This is a genomic window from Paenibacillus sp. FSL K6-1330, from assembly GCF_037976825.1.
Classification (GTDB): Bacteria; Bacillota; Bacilli; order Paenibacillales; family Paenibacillaceae; genus Paenibacillus_AQ.
This window is the reverse complement of sequence record NZ_CP150269.1, coordinates 852,535-870,480: the sequence shown is the minus strand read 5'-3', so window position 1 is coordinate 870,480 and position 17,946 is coordinate 852,535. Positions and strand designations below refer to the sequence as shown.

The window sequence follows — 17,946 nt, the reverse complement described above, 5'->3', positions numbered from 1 at the left end:
ACGCAATCCGGTTACATCCAATCTTGCTCCTGCAGCTCAATCAGCTGGCGGAGCTCACCGTCCGACATTTCCGTCAGCCATGTTTCGCCTGACCCGACAACCTGCTCGGATAACGCCTTCTTCTGTTCGATCAGCTCGTCAATCCGCTCCTCCAGCGTTCCCTGAGAAATCAGCTTGTGCACCTGAACGTTACGGTGCTGCCCGATCCGGAATACACGGTCCGTCGCCTGATTCTCGACCGCCGGGTTCCACCACCGGTCATAGTGAAGCACATGGTTCGCGCGGGTCAAATTCAGGCCTACGCCCCCGGCTTTTAACGAGAGAACAAAGAACTCGGGCCCCTCGCCTGCCTGGAATGCCCGTACCATCTCATCCCGTTCCCGTTTGGGCACCCCTCCGTGAAGGAAATACGGCTCCTTCCCGTATTTACGTCCAAGCATGCTTACCAGCAGTTCACCCATGCCCACATACTGGGTAAAGATCAACGCCGATTCTCCGACATCTGCGATGTTGTCGAGAATTTCAAGCATACGCTCCATTTTGCCCGAGGACTCCGCACGCACCGCGCGTCCTTCGTCATGTCGAAGGAGCTGCGGATGATCGCATATTTGCTTCAGCTTGGTGAGGGACGAAAGCACGAGTCCCTTGCGGGCTATGCCCGATCGGCTCTCGATCTGCCCCATCATCTCATCGACAACCGCTTGGTACATCGCGCCTTGAACCTCGGTCAGCGGGCAATATGATTTCAATTCCAGCTTCTCCGGCAGATCCTTGCGAATATCCGGATCGCTCTTGAGTCTGCGCAGCATGAATGGAGATACCAGCTTATGAAGCTCACGGAATCTCTCCTGCTGCCCCTCTCCTGGCGCATAGCGCTGACGGAAGGTGTTAAAGGAGCCGAGATATCCCGGATTGAGAAAATGAAAGATCGACCACAGCTCCGCCAAACGGTTCTCCACCGGTGTTCCGGTCATGGCAATACGGTGAGGCGCGGATAATTTCATGACGCTCTGCGCTTGCTTCGTACGGTAATTCTTAATATATTGTGCTTCGTCGAGCACCACACTCGACCACTGGATAGAGGATAAATCACCGCCGTCTCTTCCCGCCAAGTGATAGGTGGTCAGCACGATATCATGATTGGCCGCTTCCTGCAAAAAGTCTTCGCCACGCAGGCGTCGAACGCCATGGTGCACATGCAAGGTCAGATCCGGTGCAAATCGCTGAATTTCCCGCTGCCAGTTACCCAGAAGCGAGGTCGGGCAAATAATCAGCACCGGACCGCCAGCGGATTCCGTATTGAGACGCTCCAGCAGACAGGTGATGACCTGTACCGTTTTTCCAAGTCCCATATCGTCGGCAAGGCAAACACCAAATCCCAAATCGCGCATCACGCTTAGCCACTGATATCCCCGTTCCTGATACGGTCTCAGTTCGCCGTGAAGCGAGGAAGGAATCGGGCGGGATGGCAGCTTGCGGGACGTCTCTCCATCCAGTAAAGAAGATAGCAAACCCGTTGTCTCCACTTCTTCGATAAAGAGACCCTTCCACAGGCGTTCTCCATCCATATCAGCGCTAAGGTGCATCCATTCCGCAAGCTCCATCTCGCCCTTCTCATGGCGCTTCATGAACCGCAGCACTTGGTTGATCTCCTTCAGATCCACCTCAACCCATTCCCCGCGGAACTGGACATAGGGCAGATTCTGTTCGGCCAGAAACTTTAACTCTTCGCGCGTCAGGGATTGGCCTCCCATCGCTGCAGAGATCTGAAAGCTGACCAGATGCTCCATGCCTAACACCGGCAGTCGATGCGCTTCACCGGATGATTTTGCATCCGGCATCATTTTGAGAGATAAGCCGACGCGGCGGCGCCCTTCCCTGCTCCATCGTGAAGGCATTTGGACCGTGACTCCGCTCGCCGTTAATTTCGGAACCGATTCCTTCATAAACGTGGACAAGCGGTCAAGCGATAGCGACACGCTCTCGGGAGCACGCCCGTACAAGCCTGCGGCCAGCTCCGGTGCCAGTTCTACCGCTTCTCCCAGCTTCATTAACAGCTGCAGCTGAATCCTAGAATACATCCGTCCACGGATCAGCTGATCGGATTCCGGATTTCCCCAAATGCTGCGGACTGGCATTGATAAGCCTTCGTCCTCCTGGCTTCGTACCCAGAAGGACACCTTCCAGTCCTTCTGGGTCTCGTCCAAAGGCGGCTCAAGCCGCAGCCCAAGTCCAACGGTTCCATTCTCGGGAGGCTGATCCTCCCCGCTGGCATAAGGAAACGTTGTCCCTCCAACACGTTCAACAGCTTCCTCCAGCTCGCTGACTTCCTCAGCCGTCCCTTGAATGGGAATATCCCGACTGACGGTCAACAGGCTGTTCCACCACAGCTCGGCCAGGGGAGATTGTCCCCGCCGATAATTCGCCAGATAGGTCCGAAGCTTATCCTCCGATTCACGGACAGCTGCCCGGGCCTGGCTGTCGATCACACCGCACAGAAAAGAATACAGCACAATAGCCCCTGCTTCCTCACGGGTTGAAGGATCGAATCCGGCAAGAGCTGCGGGCGTCCCCATCGCAATGGGCGGGATATTCGCTGCCAGCTGCAAAAAGCGTGCTGTATCCTCGGCAGACAGCTGCGGCTTCCATACCGCTTTTATATTTTGCATCGTTGTCCGGCGCCTGCCCACGGCAGGCACCTCGGCTGTCCCCGGTGCAAACTTCCCTTGCAGGAGCAGCTCCAATGCAAATCTGCTCACTTGTACCCAATATTCCATTTCTTCACCGACGTTTAGTCCCTGAGTCTGATAATACTCAGAATCCAGCGAGATCAGCAATTGAAATGCGTCTCCCGGTGTCAGAGCAAGCCCTTCCATCGTCCGTCCGCCAAGTGTCTTCCGTTCCGGACGCCGTGTGCTTTTCGATCCGAGGACTTTGGCCGGATATCTGAGCTCGGCAAGCCGGAGGGAAGCGTTAGCGAAGGGACGGGTTCCATCCGGTTTGCGAAAGGTACGGACCACGCGGCTCCAAGCATCCACTCTCGGTTCCGAAACCTCACCGGAAAAACAAAAGAATACGTCACCTAGCCATACGCCATAGAGCGGTTGATTCATCGTTGTCTCCCGTCTTTTCCTGCTTTATAGATATTATTACTATCTTATACGATAGCTTCAACATTTCAAAACGATGGCGAAATCGTTCCCACGCCAAAATAACGTCAACCTTTATCATACCATGTATTTACTATTTCGTTGTGATCTATGTATTGCAGAATTCTCCTATATAGGTTAATAAAATATCCCTATTCTTATGCAATCTCCGGTTACCCCCGGCAGGAAAATTCCAAATCTTTTTGTTTTTTTGCGACCCTTCTGCTGATCGACCGTATGTAAATCATACATTTAGAGTTCGGGAGGGTATTTTATTATGAGTTTTGTTGGCTTTGGTATCTTAGGAATTGTGACGTTATTACTGGGATTCTTCTTCTTCTTTCTTCACATCGCCGTCTGCGTATGGGGTTATAATGACGCCCGGCGAAAAGGCCGCAGCCCCGAATTTGCGATTCTGGTTGTGCTGGGCTTGTTGTTCTTCCCTATTGTCGGTCTCATTATTTATTTACTGATCCGAAATAATTATTAGTAATAACCATGCTCCGATTCTTCTTCCCCTTGGGACGGGGCATACTTATCAACTATAAAGACGTTGCCCCAAAGCTAAGGTATGTGACAAACAAAAAGGTCGAAGACCAGCGCTCTAAATGAGTCTGTCTTCGACCTTTTATGATGCATGAATGACATCGGGACTGTTTTCAAAAAGACGATATATCTTTGAGACAGCCCCTATTCACGTCAATGGATCATTTCGATGGTATAGCATGGTAGACGTCACCTTCGTGATTACTTCGCCTTCAAGCTTTCCCATGATTTCTGAATGCCTTCGAACAATTGGTTCTTGTCCACATTGCCAGCAACATAACCCTGCATCTGGCTGCCGAATTCATTCATACCGCCATCAGGGAATTTGTTGAACTCCCAGCTGAGCGCTTTGTTTTCTTTACTGTATTTCACGACATCGTTACCCAAATCGCCAAGCGTCTCGCTATTCGCCTCGATGCTGGTCAGTGCCGGGATGAACTTGAACTCTTCTGTAATATAACGTTTACCGGTCTCCGAAGTAACGAGCCAGTTCAGGAATTCCTTGGCTTCATCCTTCACCTTGGATTTGTTGTTCACGACCCAGTTGTTTGGCACACCGATCGGAAGCTTGTCATTCTCTTCGGCATTGTCATTGATCGGCATTGGCAGAAGGCCAATGTTCAGATCCGGATTGATGCCGTCGATTTGCACTTGCGTCCAGTTCCCGTTCTGGGTCATAGCTGCTTCACCGCTGGCAAAGGTCGTGATTTCCGTGTTGTAATCTGTCGTCAGCGGGTTCTTCTGACCGTACTGAACAGTAAGGTCGAACAGTCTCATCCATTCGTCGAATCTCGCGTTGCCTACCAGTTTCTCCGTACCTTCATTCATTCCTTTGACGAATGAACCTGGATCTTCCTGATGGGCGAATGGAATGTTCAACAAGTGGTTGGCCAAAATCCAGGTCTCTTGGTATCCATTAACGAATGGCGTAATGCCAGCCGCTTGCAGTTTTTTGGCCGCTTCCTCAAGCTCCGTAAGCGTCTTAGGAAGCTCGGTAATACCCGCTTTCTCAAACAAGTCTTTATTATAAATGAATCCATAACCCTCGATAGTCATCGGTTGTCCGTACAGTTTACCGTCTTTGGTCATAGGCTCTTTAGCAACGTCAACCACGTCCTTCACCCATGGCTGATCCGAGAGATCCTCGACATTCTCGAACCACGTTTCGAGATCGCGATATCCGCCAACGTTGAAAATGTCCGGCTCATCGCCGGAAGCGAACTTCGCTTTCAGCGCCGCGCCATAATCGGAGCCGCCGCCAACGGTTTGAATGTCCAGCTTAATGCCGGGATGTTCTTTTTCGTATTCAGCTTTCAGTTTATTCAGAGCCTCGGCGATTTCGACTTTAAATTGGAAAATCTTAATTGTTTTCGTTCCGCCTTCGGCACCACCTTCAGCGCCTTGATTGTCCTCACTCTTGCCGCCGCAGGCCGCAAGAAGCGTGGAGAAAGCCAGAACCATGACCAGGAGCAGCTTACCGTATTTCTTCATTGTGAATCCTCCCTTTTTTTCTATAAATTGTGTGCAGCATTCATTGATAGCGTTTTCTTTTTCAGTATAATCAACCTTTTTTCGTTAAATCAGGTATTATATTGATCTTTGAGGGGGAGGGAATTGACCGATTGACGGCTATCCCTTCACCGCTCCTTGCGTGATGCCTTCAATGATGTATTTCTGCATGGCCAGGAAGAAAATAATGACCGGCATGATCCCCAGCACCAGCGCCGGAAGAGCCAAATCCCACTGCTTCGTATACTGCCCAAAAAAGGCAAAAGTAGCAATTGGAATGGTCCGAAGCTCTGCGGACTGCAGGATCAAGGATGGTAGCAGATAGTCATTCCAGATCCACAGGGTGTTCAGGATGATGACTGTAACGAACATCGGCTTCATCAGCGGGAATACCACCCGGAAGAAGACGCCGTATCCGCTGGATCCATCTACAGTTGCAGCTTCTTCGATCTCCATCGGAATCGATTTCACGAACCCATGGAACAGGAATACGCTAAGCGGAACTCCAAAGCCCAAGTAACAGATAATAAGTCCATACAAGCTGTTGTTAATCCCAAGCGTTGCCGTCACTTTCACGAGCGGAATCATGATCGATTGGAACGGAATGACCATCGCCGCCACAAACAGCGCAAACATGATCTGGTTAAAACGCGTGTTCCGGCGAACCATCTGGTAGGCGGTCATGGCACTTAACATCGCCAGCAGCAGATTGCTCGCAATCGTAACGACCAGCGAGTTCCAGAACGCCTGCGGAAAGTTGGTGATATCCCACGCCCGTGAATAGTTGCTCCATTCAAGAGTGGTCGGAAGCCCTGCTGAGTCCGTCAACAGATCGCCGAAGGTTTTGACAGAGTTCACGAACAGGAAGTAGAACGGGACCAGGAAGAGCAAGGCTACGATGATCATGATGATCTCGGTGGCCATGGTGTTCAGCCGGTATTTTCTCGTGGTCTCCATTACGCCTCAACCTCCTTGCTCTTCGTGAATCGAACCTGCAGACTTGTTATGATGGCAACTACGATGAAGAAGATGACTGCCTTCGCCGTTCCGAGTCCGAGACGGTTATTCGTATAAGCCTCGTTGTAAATATTCATGGCCACCGACTCCGTGGAACCGAACGGCCCGCCTTTGGTCAGGGAAAGGTTCAAATCGAACATTTTGAAGGACCAGGAAATTGCCAGGAACAAACATACCGTAACCGCCGGCATGACAAGCGGGATAATAATGGACCGCAGGACCTGCCCTCTGCTCGCACCGTCAATTTCGGCAGCCTCCAGAATATCCTTCGGCACGTTGTTAAGTGAGGAGATGTAGATAACCATCAGGTAACCGGCCGTCTGCCAGACGAAAACGATTACAATTGCCCAAAAGGCTGTCCCCTTGGTGCCAAGCCACGGCAAGTTAAAGAATCCCAGGTTCGTGGCATTGCCGATCGCTGCAAACCCTTTGACAAAGATAAACTGCCAGATGAAACCGAGCAGCAAGCCGCCGATCACGTTTGGCATGAAGAAGATCGTCCGGAGGATGTTTCGCGTCTTAAGCGGCTTGGTCAGGAAGTAAGCCAGTAAAAATCCGAGCAGATTCGTCAGGATGACGCCAAGCACCGTAAACCGGGTTGTGAACCAGAAAGCATCACGGAATTTATCATCATTGGTAAAGATGGTAACAAAATTATCAAAGCCGACAAAGTCGATTTTGCTTGACACGCCATTCCAGTTCGTGAAGGAATAATAAAGACCCAGAAGGAACGGAATGATCATGATCAGGATGAAAAAAATAGTGGAAGGTCCCACGAAAAGAAACTGCTGCAGCAGCGCCGAAGATTTTTTTCGATTCATCCCTTGATCTCCCCTTTTCGTTAAGTTGTTGTATGATGTACAGCCATTATGCGGTAACCTGTAAACAATAAACACGGAGAATCATGAACCGTTAGGTGTAAAATATTGACCATACGCGCTTATGCCCATTCGATAATCCAGGGGGTGATCCTTCATGAAATACCGCAGCATCCAGACCCGGCTGATCACGTTCATGCTCGCTGTCACTACCATTCCGCTCCTGCTCTCGCTATTCATTACTTTTACGCATACCCGCGAGTCCGTGAAGGAGCAGACGGTGAATGAAAATATACGGTTGATTTATCAAGGAGCGACCAATCTGATGAACTATTTGCGCGGCATCGACCGCGCCTCCCTGTCCGTATATTCCGATCCCCATTTTCTGCGCAATCTTGCTCTGGATCCCGATAATCACCGGGTTGTAGCCGAGCTATATACGACCTTGCAGGCCATTCAAACGGGCACGCAAGACGTGCATCAAATCTATCTGCACAATAATTTGACTGGACAGTCCACCCAAGTATCCAGCAATCTGCCTCGCAGGGAATTCCGACAGGCGCCCTATCACAAAATTGAAGAGTTCGGCACGGGCAATACGGCCATCGAGCCCGTCCATCAGGTGCACAGTTACGGGTTCCCACCGCGGCCTGCGGACATTCTGAATTTTGAAGTTTTCACCTTCTATCGATCCATCACCAACGTACCGTCACCCGACCAATATGCCCTTATGGCCATCGATGTGAAACTTGACAGTATTTTGGCTATTTGCGATCAGCTGTATGCTAAAGGGGAAGAACAGCTATACTTGATTGATGACAAGGGAAGCATCATCTACGGTCCGGATCCGCAGCAGAGAGGGCAACGTCTGGACGACCCTGTGCTTATGGGCAAAATCGCTCAAGCGGATCATGGATATTACGATGGCGCAGACGCGATGATCGTCTACGAGAAGCTGGATTTGCCCTATGCTCCCTGGACGCTAGTCAAACAAATCCCGCATCAAACGCTGTACAAACATTCGACAGAACTAACGAGCATTAACGCGATTATTGCGATATTAGCACTGTTCATTGTCATATTCGGCACGCTATGGATATCCATTCGGATTACAAAACCCATTAAACAACTCACAAGCTATATGAATCAGGTGAAAACCGGGCGGCTTGACGTGGATATTGAGGTTACAAGCCCGGATGAGATCGGGATTCTCTCCCGCCGCTTCCGAACCATGATGGACACCATCAACAACCTGATCCTGCGTGAGTACCGGCTGGAAATCGCCAATAAAACCAATCAGTTGAAGGCACTCCAAGCTCAGATCGATCCGCATTTCCTATACAATTCGCTTCAGTCGATTGGTACCTTGGCCCTGCAGCACAATGTGCCGCGAATCTATTCCCTGCTCTCTTCACTGGCGAATATGATGCGCTACAATATGCGCAACAGCGAGGGCAAAGTAACGCTCCAGGATGAGATCAACCATGTGCGGCTGTACCTTGAGCTGCAGAAGCAACGGTTCCGGGACCAACTGGACATCACATGGGATTTGGATCCGGAGAGCCTTACGGCTCCGGTTCCAAAAATGATCCTGCAGCCGATTGTCGAGAATTATTTCAAGCATGGCATGAATACACACGCCGGCGTCGGACATATATCCATATCTTCCCTCATCTCGGAAGATCTCCGCTTGATCGTCGTCGTTGAAAATAACGGGTCATCCATCGAAGAGGCCGAGCTCGCTTCGATTCGCAGCAAGCTTGCAACTGCTTACGGCCACCCTGACCGACACGATGCCGGCAATGATTCGATCGGGCTCTTAAACGTATTGATGCGTTTGAACTTATACTCCGACAACAAGGCTGGGTTAACGATAGAGAATGTAGTGCCACACGGCGTCAGGGTCACGCTCGATATCAACATATGGGAGAGTGAACAGTAGAATGAGAGTATTGATCGTAGATGACGAACAGCATGTGCGGGAGGCTATAGGGCTCCTGGCAGACTGGGAGCGGCATGGAATCACGGAAATCGATCAGGCCGCTGACGGTGAGGAAGCGGTGCGCTTAATCGAGGAGAACAAACCGCAAATTGTCATGACCGACATGCGAATGCCCCGCAAAAACGGACTGGAGCTGCTCACCTGGCTGCATAACACGAAACCGGATATTAAAGTGCTCGTCATTAGCGGATATGATGATTTTGAATATGTACGTCATACGATCCGTTCGGGAGGCATTGACTATATTCTCAAGCCCGTTGAACCGGACAGCTTGAACGAGGCACTGACCAAAGCGGTTCAAACCTGGCAGCTCGAGGAAGAGAAACGGCAGCAGATTACCAATCAGAATATCGAAATGAATCAGATGACCCCTTTCTATATGGACCGCCTGCTCTCGGATCTAGTTAACGGCTATGGCAACAAGGACAGCGTGGTTTCTCAATTGCGGAACCGGATGACGCTGCCAGTAACCAGCATGGTCTATAATGTTGCGGTGCTACGCGATGATCAATTTGACGAAGCTTTGCTGTCCAAATTCCGCAACAGGCGCCATCTGTTATCCTTCACGCTCATTAATATTTGCAATGAGCTGTTAATGGATCAGGGGGTTGCCTTTCGACATATCGACAAACCCGGGGAAATCATTATTCTCTGTTGGAATCCGCGGCTTCCCTTTAACGACGTACTGGATCGAATAAATGACGGGTTCTTCTCTACCCTTCGCAGGCGGAGCCATTTCGGTGCCGCCAAAGCAGGCGCCTTTCCCGACGATCTGCCGAAGGCTTATCTAAATGCCGTCCAAGCCTTATACAGCCGCAATTTATTAACCGGCAAATGCCGTATTCATCGCGAACGTGCCGTTGAAAGCGAAGGCTCGCGCACCCTGCGGCTCTCCTCCTACGAGGAGAAATTCAAGCTGGCTGCACTCAGCGGGAGTAAGGAACGCATCGAGACAGCCACGGAAGAGTGGCTGCAGGATGTTCGGGAGAGGGATCTCGTATCGCCTGAGCATCTGGCAAGGTGGAATTCAGAATGGGACTGGATTCAGTATCACTGGACGGAAAATGAGGTAAGCAGCACGCAAGAACCCGTCGAAGACGCTGAAATCTCGCAAGACCCTCCCTTCCCGCTTCCTTACAGCGAGGATGGCATGATCTGCTGGGATCGCTGGCGCGAACAGATCAGCGGAAGGCTTTATGCGGCATCCCGCGTTCTTACTCAGATTCATTCCAAGGACAATCATATCATTCATGACATTGCCCGCTATTTGGAGCAGCACTATCATGAGGAGATTTCACTTCAGCAAATTGCGGGGAAGTTCTTTCTTAGCAGGGAATACATTTCGCGCAAATTCAAGCAGGAATTCGGTGTGACGCTATCGGATTTTCTCGGGAGGATTCGAATCGACAAGGCTAAAACGCTGCTGCTCAATCCCCAGATCCGGATCGCCCAAATCGCGGAGATGGTCGGTTACCAGGATGAGAAGTATTTCAGCAAAGTGTTCAAGAAGATGGAGGGGTTCACGCCCAACGAATACCGCAAGAAACATATGAGTTAAGTGAAGGGCCGGTGCCCCTTTCTTAGCTGCTGGCTCGATATTCATTCTTTTGGGTATATTCTATATATTCCAGACTGATATCAGGAGGAGATTATATGTACCGCAACAACCCGTACCGCTGGTGGAATCTGCTGTTTTTCGCCGGGGTAATCGCCATGAATGTGTTATCAGGCATGCTGCCGCTTGGCGGCAGAACAACCGGGGAGATATCGGATATGTATTATACGGCGATCACCCCCGCAGGATATGCCTTTTCCATATGGTCCGTCATCTATGTGCTGCTGTTCTTTTTTGTCATCTACCAGCTGCGTCGTGATACCGGAAACCGCGATTCCGTAAGATCCATCGGACCATGGTTTATACTTAGCTGTGTATTTAATATGGCGTGGCTTGTATTGTGGCACTATTTGTATATTGAATGGTCTGTCGTGATGATGTTCTTACTGCTGTTAACCCTGTGGGTTCTGTATGTGCGTACGCATACGATAGATTATCCGACGACAGGCGAGAAGTTCTGTCTGAAATTGCCGTTCAGCCTATATATCGGCTGGGTGTGCCCTGCCTTTATCGTCAATGTCGGGATCGTGTTTCAGAAGAATGACTGGAGCCTCTTTGGCCTGCGCGAGACCACTTTGGGGATTGTGCTGCTCTGTATTGGTGCATTACTCGCCATATTGATCGGTCAACGTTACCGGGACAGCATCGTGCCGCTGGTCTTCACCTGGGCTTACATCGCCATCGCAGCCGAGCACCGGGAGACCGACAGCATCTTAATGACCGCCTTTGTACTCTCTATCGTCCTGCTTGTATATGCCATATGGCTCTTCTTTACGCGCAATCGGAGAAGATCCCGGTATTAAACCGAGACCGGATCTTACGCAAAAGAGAAGTTTCTTGCTTTCGATTCGCTTCCTACTCGATCAAACGTAAAGACTGTTGTTGATCTAATCCAAGGGGTTGAAAGGGTTCTATTCCATTGATCTTTGAATATCTCCTATAATCCCCTTGGATTGATGAACACCCAGATCTGTATTTGTCATGATTATGATCCCCTTCCCTGAATACGGCCGCATGGTCATCATGCATTGAAATCCTACACCCCATCCGAGTGATGAAACCTCAACCTCTTGATCAGACTCACCCAAAAAAACACCCAGCCCGGTCCATTCCTTGCTGCATTGAGGAGTAATCCATTCCTTCGCTCTATCCTCGGATAACCCTATTCTGCTTCTGCCATTTAAAGAATCCATGAATTCAATCGCCAAGATGGCTAGATCGGATGGTGTGGTCCATAAACCGGATGCTGCCGCGTAGGGGTACATCGGATATTTGCCCTGAACTAACTCCCCGTTCTTGTTATGGCCACATGATAACTGTCCGCTTATGGATTGGGAAATGGTCGGATTCAGTATACTGTCCTTCATATTTAACGGTTCAAATACCTGCTCCTTCATCAGCACCTGAAATGGCTTACGAGACACGTCTTCGATCAGCAATTGAATGATGCAAAAACCGGCATCCGAGTATGCAAATTCACTCCCGGGCTCATATGTGACACGAATCGCTTCATTGCAATATGGCGTCCTTCCCTCCAACAGTTCTACCATAGAAGGGAAACCATGCGCGGAGTCCCATTCGCCAAAACTGCCTTCAGGATCCATGATTCCCGACTGATGGCACAATAATGTTCGGAGGGTCACTTTGCTATGCCGGGTGAATTCGTTCTCTGGAACTTTCCAGGTGGTAAGTTTAACATTAACATCTTCATCCAAATCCAGCAGCCCTTGACCAACCAGCTTCATAACGAGCATCGAGGTAACGAATTTACTGATCGAACAAGCATTAAATATTGAATGTCCGGTTACCATGTTGCCGGTTCCAGCTTCCAAAGTGCCGTAGCTTTCTGCCACCCGAATATGACCTTCAGCAATCCGTGCCATGCTTAAACCGGATACCTGATATTGCTCCATCCATTCTCGAATATTCTTATTCATATTAGGCTCCATCCCCAAGATATCCCCTCCCTATTATTAGTTTGACCTATATACTTGCTTCTCCGTTTATTATAGAACGTAGGTTCGTATTACTCAATGTGCACGATCTCCAATAAACATAAGAAAAACGTCCATCGACGTACTTTCTCAGAAGACAGGAAGTTTTTCTTGCGAGATAAGGATGCTGAGCCTCGGATCTTTATACTTTCTTGTCTCTTAAAAAAGGAGCTTTGCCAATGCAGGCAAAGCTCCTTTTTACATTGATAATCGCTTATTGCTTAACGGCGATGACCTCAATCTCAACCAGTCCGTCCTTCGGCAAACGAGCAACCTCAACGGCGCTGCGTGCTGGGTATGGCTCGGAGAAGAAGCTGCCGTACACTTCGTTCACCGCTGCAAAATCGTTCATATCCTTCAAAAATACGGTGGTTTTCACCACGTGGTCGAGGCTTGTCCCGGCTGCTTCAAGAATCGCCTTTACGTTGTTGAGCGACAACTTCGCTTGCTCCTGAACCCCTTCACCGAATTCCCCTGTTTCCGGATTCAATCCCAGTTGGCCTGAAGTATACACAAATCCATTGATTTCAACAGCTTGGCTGTATGGTCCGATAGCTCCAGGGGCTTTGTTGGTCGATATGATATGTTTACTCATGTTTTGTCACCCTTTCTATGTATTCCTATCTGTGTACATTGTAATCTGCCACAGGTACTCTGGCAAATTTAATCGGCAGCCTCGCCGAGAACATGGATGACTTCATTGGTATACACATGGTGGCCTTTCATATCCGTTAAGCCGATATTCACCATCGACTTGGCTACTTTTCTCGCAGGTATAGCCCGGTATGGGGCCAGCTTCGGACCTTTGAATGCAAAGTCGAGGGAAGTCATGAGAACCGATGCCACCCGCTCTCCAAACCGCCACTCGGGCCGCTCGCCCAGCAGTAATGACGGTCTGAACAGATGCAGCCCCCAAAAACCAATCTTCGCCAGCTTCTCTTCAACCTCTCCCTTGGTCCGAAGATAAAAATTACGCACCTTCGGATTGGCGCCTGCGGAGCTGACCGCCATAAATTGTCTTACCCCGTGCCGCTTAGCCAGCTCCGCTGTCTTGATGACATAGTCCACATCCACTTTATGGAACTGCTGCTGGGAACCGGCCCTTTTGATCGTTGTTCCCAGGCAGCAATACACGCTATGGACGCCGGAAAAAGCTTCGCTATATCGATCTAGCTGATCCCATTCCACCAGAATAGGCAACAGCTTGGGATGCGCAACATCAGGAAGTCTTCGTACCAGCACGCGGACCTCCTCCACCTCCTCACGGCCCAGCAGTTCTTCGGCTACCATACGACCCACAAGCCCTGTGGCCCCGACTACGAGTGCAACCACTCCACCTCACACCCTCCCTCAATTCATGATATGAAATATGAATAACATGAAAGGCCTCTGCAGCCTGCCGCTCTTCTAAGCAGCACGAAGCACTCTCCGCCCCACCGTCAAAGCAATGAGCACCATCAGCAGGCCCACTGTGGTTTGGAAGCCATATCGGGCTACCCAGTCCGGTGCATCTGCGATCCTTTTGAATATGAACCCGCCCAGCACGGGACCTAGAAAAGAGGTAAACCCCGTGATGGCGGAGTATACGGCGATAAACATTGGTCGTTCGCTTTTCGGCGTATCCCCGATCATAAAGTTAAAGGCAAGCTGGTTAAAGCCACCTACGCCGGCACCAAGCAGCATATGAGACAGCAGCAGCACCGGAATCATGGGCAGGACGGACAGCAAGCCCCATGTCAAGCATGACCCCGCAATTAGCGGCAATGTCCAATAGAGCAAGGTTCTGTTGCGGTAGCGCGCATTCAAATTCCCCCATACGTAGAAACCGATCATCATGATCACGGTCTGTGCAACGGTCATAATGGATACGACCGAATACGAGATATGCAGGATGTCCAGCATGGCATACGAGTAGAGCGGAACAATCAACGTCTGCAGAAAGAGCCAGCCCGCCAGAAACAGTGTAGATTTGATAAATGTGGTATCCGACAGCGGCTTTCGGATCATCGCCTTAAACTGACGCTCGCTCGAGTGCTCGAAGGGAGGGTCAGGGTATAAAAAGAATAAGGATAAGTTCGAAGCAATGGCGATCCAAGAGATGATGAACAGAATAAGAAAGCCCCCGCCGCCGGGAACACGGTCCAGGATGATCCCGCCAACAAACAGGGTCAAGGCGCCGAGCGCATTCAAGATGGTATTACGTATGCCAAAATAACGTCCCCGGACCTTGGACGGCACCATATCGCTGATCAGCGAGGTCCAGAGCATAGCGGATACGGTATTGGCAATAAAGGCGGCCATATAGAGGATCATAAACACCGGAATCCACCATCGTTCCGGGAAGATCAACGGGATGATCCCCGTGGCCCCCCACAAAATGCGGTGCATAAAGGTGAAGACAATCATCGCCTTCTTGCGGTACTGCAGGCGCTGGATCAGGTACGCAACCAGAATCTGAAGTACGTTGAACAGCGTAGTGACAGCCAGAACAAACCCAACCTCACTGGATTCCGCACCTAAGTACAATAAATACCCTGTCAAGAAGGGACCGCCCAACAGTGTCTGCAAGATGACAGCCGGCACCCCTTCCCATGTGGCCGTCATCAAATGTTTACGCTGATGCGAAACCTGTTTGTGCGGCTTGTGAATAACCTGGACAGCCTTGATGGTGATACACTCCTTCGATGACTTCAAATGGGCTGATCATACTTCCTTTTGACCCCATTCTACACCGCATCGGACCCAAGTCAATATGACTTTTTAAATATAAAACTCACATGAATTTCTCATGGCGCATAACCTGAACATCCAAGCATAAAAAGACAAAAAAAAAGAGCGCAAATCAGGCTCGATTTGCACTCTTTCTCCAAGCGGTTATGAAGCTGGTCAGCGGTTTCCACTCCCTGCGGAGCCGGCCGGAGGATTCGGCCGTTTCCTCCGCCATAAGCCCCGCGGTGGACAATGCCGCCTGCTGACTGTCTGCGACAGGGAGAACTTCCTCATTCATCATCTCATAGTATCCCAAATGATAGGTGCTGACCATGTCTCCGTGTAAGGTAAACACCTTGCCGTCACGAATATCGATCACCTTGCCGGTCACAACCCGGGATTCCAACATGATTCGTTCTGCCTCCCTTATCTTCCTCAAGACTAGTCGCGGTATCTTGAACTCCAATCCGTATATTCACGCTCCGCCGCATCCTTCGTATGTCCGTAGCGTTCCTGCAGCTTGCCAACCAATTTATCTTTCTCGCCGTCGATCACATCAAGATCGTCATCCGTCAATTTGCCCCATTGCTTCTTCGCTTCACCCTTCATCTGTTTCCATTTCCCTTTAAATACGTTGCTATCCATAAATATCAGCTCCTCTTAGAGTAATGAATGATGAAATGTAGAATTGCCTGTACTTGTGTATACCCCGTAGAAGTTTCTCTGAATCCTGGCAAACGATGTCATCACGATGAGACGGTATGCGACTCACCAGATGATATGATATCCATATTTCATTCATCTCTAGCCAACTGGCAGAAGCAGCATGAAAATCGCAACACTTGTCTGGCTGCCCTGGGGTCCAGTGATATGTTAACGACAGCCACACAAAAAAGAGGCCGTTTACCTGCAAGGTACGGTCTCCTTCTTATTCCTATTCCACAGACCCAGCTGCGATTCCCTGCTTGTCACCTCTAGCGGATCGTAATGACCTTCTTCTCCGCTTTCATATATTTAACGAACATGCCCGCATAATCGGGATCCCACTGGGTTCCCCTACCGGCTTCTAATATGTTCAAGGCATCAACGGATTTCATGCCGCTGCGGTAGGGCCGATCCGACGTCATGGCATCATAGGCATCGGCAACAGCAATAATCCGGCCAAACAGCGGGATTTCCTTCCCCTTCAACCCATCAGGATATCCGCCCCCGTCATAACGCTCATGATGGGATCGCACTCCCTCCAGATAAGGCGCCATCGCATCGGCAGGCTCGATCTGCAGCAGAATGTTCTCTCCTTGAGCCGGGTGGGCCTTTACCTGATCGAACTCCTCTGCCGTCAGCTTTCCTTCCTTCAGCAAAATGTTGTCCCGGACCCCGATTTTACCGATATCATGCAGCAATGCCGTCTTGTGCAAAAGATCAACCTGCACTTCGCTGAGTCCCGCCAGCTGGCCGATTAATACCGAGTATTCCGCCACCCGAAGCGAATGTCCTGCTGTGTAAGGATCTCTGGCATCCAGCGCCGCTGCCAGGGCAGCAAAGTAGCTGTCCAGCAGCTTGCGGTTCCGCTCCTCCCGCACCTGCAGACCGCGAACCATCATATTGAAACCAGCGATCAAATTGGAAAATTCATCGGAATAGAGATTGGAGGTCTGGATCAGACGTCCTTCCTTAATCTCATTCATCGCCCGGTACAGCTGCCGGATCGGCCGCTGTAAATCCTGGGTCAAGAGCCAAGCGCCGATATAAGCAAAACCGACACCCAGCAGCAATATAAATCCCGCCCAACCCCAGTACTGCTGAGCTACAATCTGACTGAGCCCCTCCAGGCGGATCTGCACCGCTAGACTGAACAGAAACAGCGGAAAGGTGCCGATCAGCATCGTGCTCAGCAGAAACTTCGTCCGAATCGCCATGAATACATGGCCCTCAAGGGAAAAATCCACGCCATATCGCGACAACGCCTGCCGCCGGATCTCCTTGATCAGCGGACGGATAGCAGCAATCGTCAGGAAGAATTCGATCATGGCATGACAGCTGGCTAGCAAGACCGCCCCCAGGCAAGCCAGCCATATATAGAACGGCGGAAAATTCAGTTTTCCCTGCTCCATCATCCAAACCGTAAGCAGTATAGCCGGAAGTGACAAACCGAGCAGATGAGGTCCGAATATGCGGTATACCACCATACGCGGCATGCGGTGTATACTCAAATATGCTTTTTCCAACGTTTCCAAATCCGTATGGCCTTCATCAAAGCCCGCGTGAATCGGTCGTAAATACCGAAGAAAGACGGTCAGCTCCGACGCCATCATCACCATGAACGAAATAGCCAGTATGACCACAAGACGCGCGCCTTCCTCAAAAGGAATTTCCAGAGTTGTTACCATTAATACGCCACCCACAACAAGCACAGCTGCAATGGACCCGATCATATAGTTCCGGATTAGCTGTTTAAGAAAAGACTTATACAGTTGCATGGAACGCCTACTTTCATTAACAGATAATAAACATCGGCAAGGCAGGTGTGAATCCGAACGTATTCGACATGATGCTACAAGCTTAAGAGCCCAACAGCAGAATTTGC

At 50.2% G+C, this 17,946-nt stretch carries 15 protein-coding genes; 4 read left to right on the top strand and 11 right to left on the bottom strand.

Annotated features, from left to right (window positions below; genetic code table 11):
• Window positions 1–11 precede the first annotated feature (11 nt).
• Window positions 12–3,113 carry a DEAD/DEAH box helicase gene (locus NYE54_RS03810; protein ID WP_339270143.1) on the bottom strand — a complete coding sequence of 1,034 codons (3,102 nt, stop codon included), beginning with the start codon at window positions 3,111–3,113 and terminating at the stop codon, window positions 12–14.
• A gap of 313 nt (window positions 3,114–3,426) precedes the next feature.
• Here NYE54_RS03810 and NYE54_RS03805 point away from each other — a divergent pair, with 313 nt between their 5' ends.
• A complete protein-coding gene (locus NYE54_RS03805) occupies window positions 3,427–3,639 on the top strand; it encodes a PLDc N-terminal domain-containing protein (protein WP_076326015.1) in 213 nt (70 codons plus the stop codon).
• Window positions 3,640–3,896: 257 nt separating this feature from the next.
• Here NYE54_RS03805 and NYE54_RS03800 read toward each other — a convergent pair whose 3' ends face one another.
• From NYE54_RS03800 to NYE54_RS03790, 3 genes are all read right to left on the bottom strand, one after another.
• Complete coding sequence (locus NYE54_RS03800) at window positions 3,897–5,186, bottom strand: ABC transporter substrate-binding protein (protein ID WP_339270141.1); 1,290 nt, start codon at window positions 5,184–5,186, stop codon at window positions 3,897–3,899.
• Between the two features lie 138 nt (window positions 5,187–5,324).
• On the bottom strand, window positions 5,325–6,161 hold the full coding sequence (locus NYE54_RS03795; protein ID WP_339270139.1) for a carbohydrate ABC transporter permease: 837 nt from the start codon (window positions 6,159–6,161) through the stop codon (window positions 5,325–5,327).
• Complete coding sequence (locus NYE54_RS03790) at window positions 6,161–7,042, bottom strand: sugar ABC transporter permease (protein ID WP_076326018.1); 882 nt, start codon at window positions 7,040–7,042, stop codon at window positions 6,161–6,163. The genes NYE54_RS03795 and NYE54_RS03790 overlap by 1 nt, the downstream gene beginning before the upstream one ends.
• Window positions 7,043–7,196: 154 nt before the next feature.
• On the opposite strand from NYE54_RS03790, the gene NYE54_RS03785 reads away from it, so the two are divergent.
• The 3 genes from NYE54_RS03785 (at window position 7,197) to NYE54_RS03775 (ending at window position 11,459) form a co-directional block, all read left to right on the top strand.
• A complete protein-coding gene (locus tag NYE54_RS03785; RefSeq protein WP_339270137.1) occupies window positions 7,197–8,981 on the top strand; it encodes a sensor histidine kinase in 1,785 nt (594 codons plus the stop codon).
• Window position 8,982: 1 nt separating this feature from the next.
• Window positions 8,983–10,599: a response regulator gene (locus NYE54_RS03780; protein WP_339270136.1), complete on the top strand. Its 1,617-nt coding sequence runs from the start codon at window positions 8,983–8,985 to the stop codon at window positions 10,597–10,599.
• Window positions 10,600–10,694: 95 nt separating this feature from the next.
• Window positions 10,695–11,459 (top strand): tryptophan-rich sensory protein, encoded by a 765-nt coding sequence (locus NYE54_RS03775; RefSeq protein WP_339270134.1) that lies wholly within the window; start codon window positions 10,695–10,697, stop codon window positions 11,457–11,459.
• Window positions 11,460–11,567: 108 nt separating this feature from the next.
• On the opposite strand, the gene NYE54_RS03770 is transcribed toward NYE54_RS03775, so the two are convergent.
• From NYE54_RS03770 to NYE54_RS03740, 7 genes are all read right to left on the bottom strand, one after another.
• Window positions 11,568–12,593, bottom strand: coding sequence for a serine hydrolase domain-containing protein (locus NYE54_RS03770; protein WP_339270132.1), 1,026 nt, complete (start codon window positions 12,591–12,593; stop codon window positions 11,568–11,570).
• A gap of 271 nt (window positions 12,594–12,864) precedes the next feature.
• The gene (locus NYE54_RS03765; RefSeq protein WP_213647915.1) at window positions 12,865–13,245 is read right to left on the bottom strand and encodes a RidA family protein; all 381 of its coding nucleotides are present in this window, start codon (window positions 13,243–13,245) and stop codon (window positions 12,865–12,867) included.
• A 68-nt stretch (window positions 13,246–13,313) separates the two neighbouring features.
• A complete protein-coding gene (locus NYE54_RS03760) occupies window positions 13,314–13,940 on the bottom strand; it encodes an NAD(P)H-binding protein (protein WP_339273383.1) in 627 nt (208 codons plus the stop codon).
• Window positions 13,941–14,057: 117 nt separating this feature from the next.
• Complete coding sequence (locus NYE54_RS03755; protein ID WP_339270129.1) at window positions 14,058–15,344, bottom strand: MFS transporter; 1,287 nt, start codon at window positions 15,342–15,344, stop codon at window positions 14,058–14,060.
• A 148-nt stretch (window positions 15,345–15,492) separates the two neighbouring features.
• Window positions 15,493–15,768 (bottom strand): hypothetical protein, encoded by a 276-nt coding sequence (locus NYE54_RS03750; protein ID WP_339270128.1) that lies wholly within the window; start codon window positions 15,766–15,768, stop codon window positions 15,493–15,495.
• A gap of 32 nt (window positions 15,769–15,800) precedes the next feature.
• Window positions 15,801–16,004, bottom strand: coding sequence for a CsbD family protein (locus tag NYE54_RS03745; protein ID WP_076326026.1), 204 nt, complete (start codon window positions 16,002–16,004; stop codon window positions 15,801–15,803).
• 329 nt (window positions 16,005–16,333) lie between these two features.
• Window positions 16,334–17,839: an HD domain-containing phosphohydrolase gene (locus NYE54_RS03740; protein WP_076326030.1), complete on the bottom strand. Its 1,506-nt coding sequence runs from the start codon at window positions 17,837–17,839 to the stop codon at window positions 16,334–16,336.
• Window positions 17,840–17,946 lie beyond the last annotated feature (107 nt).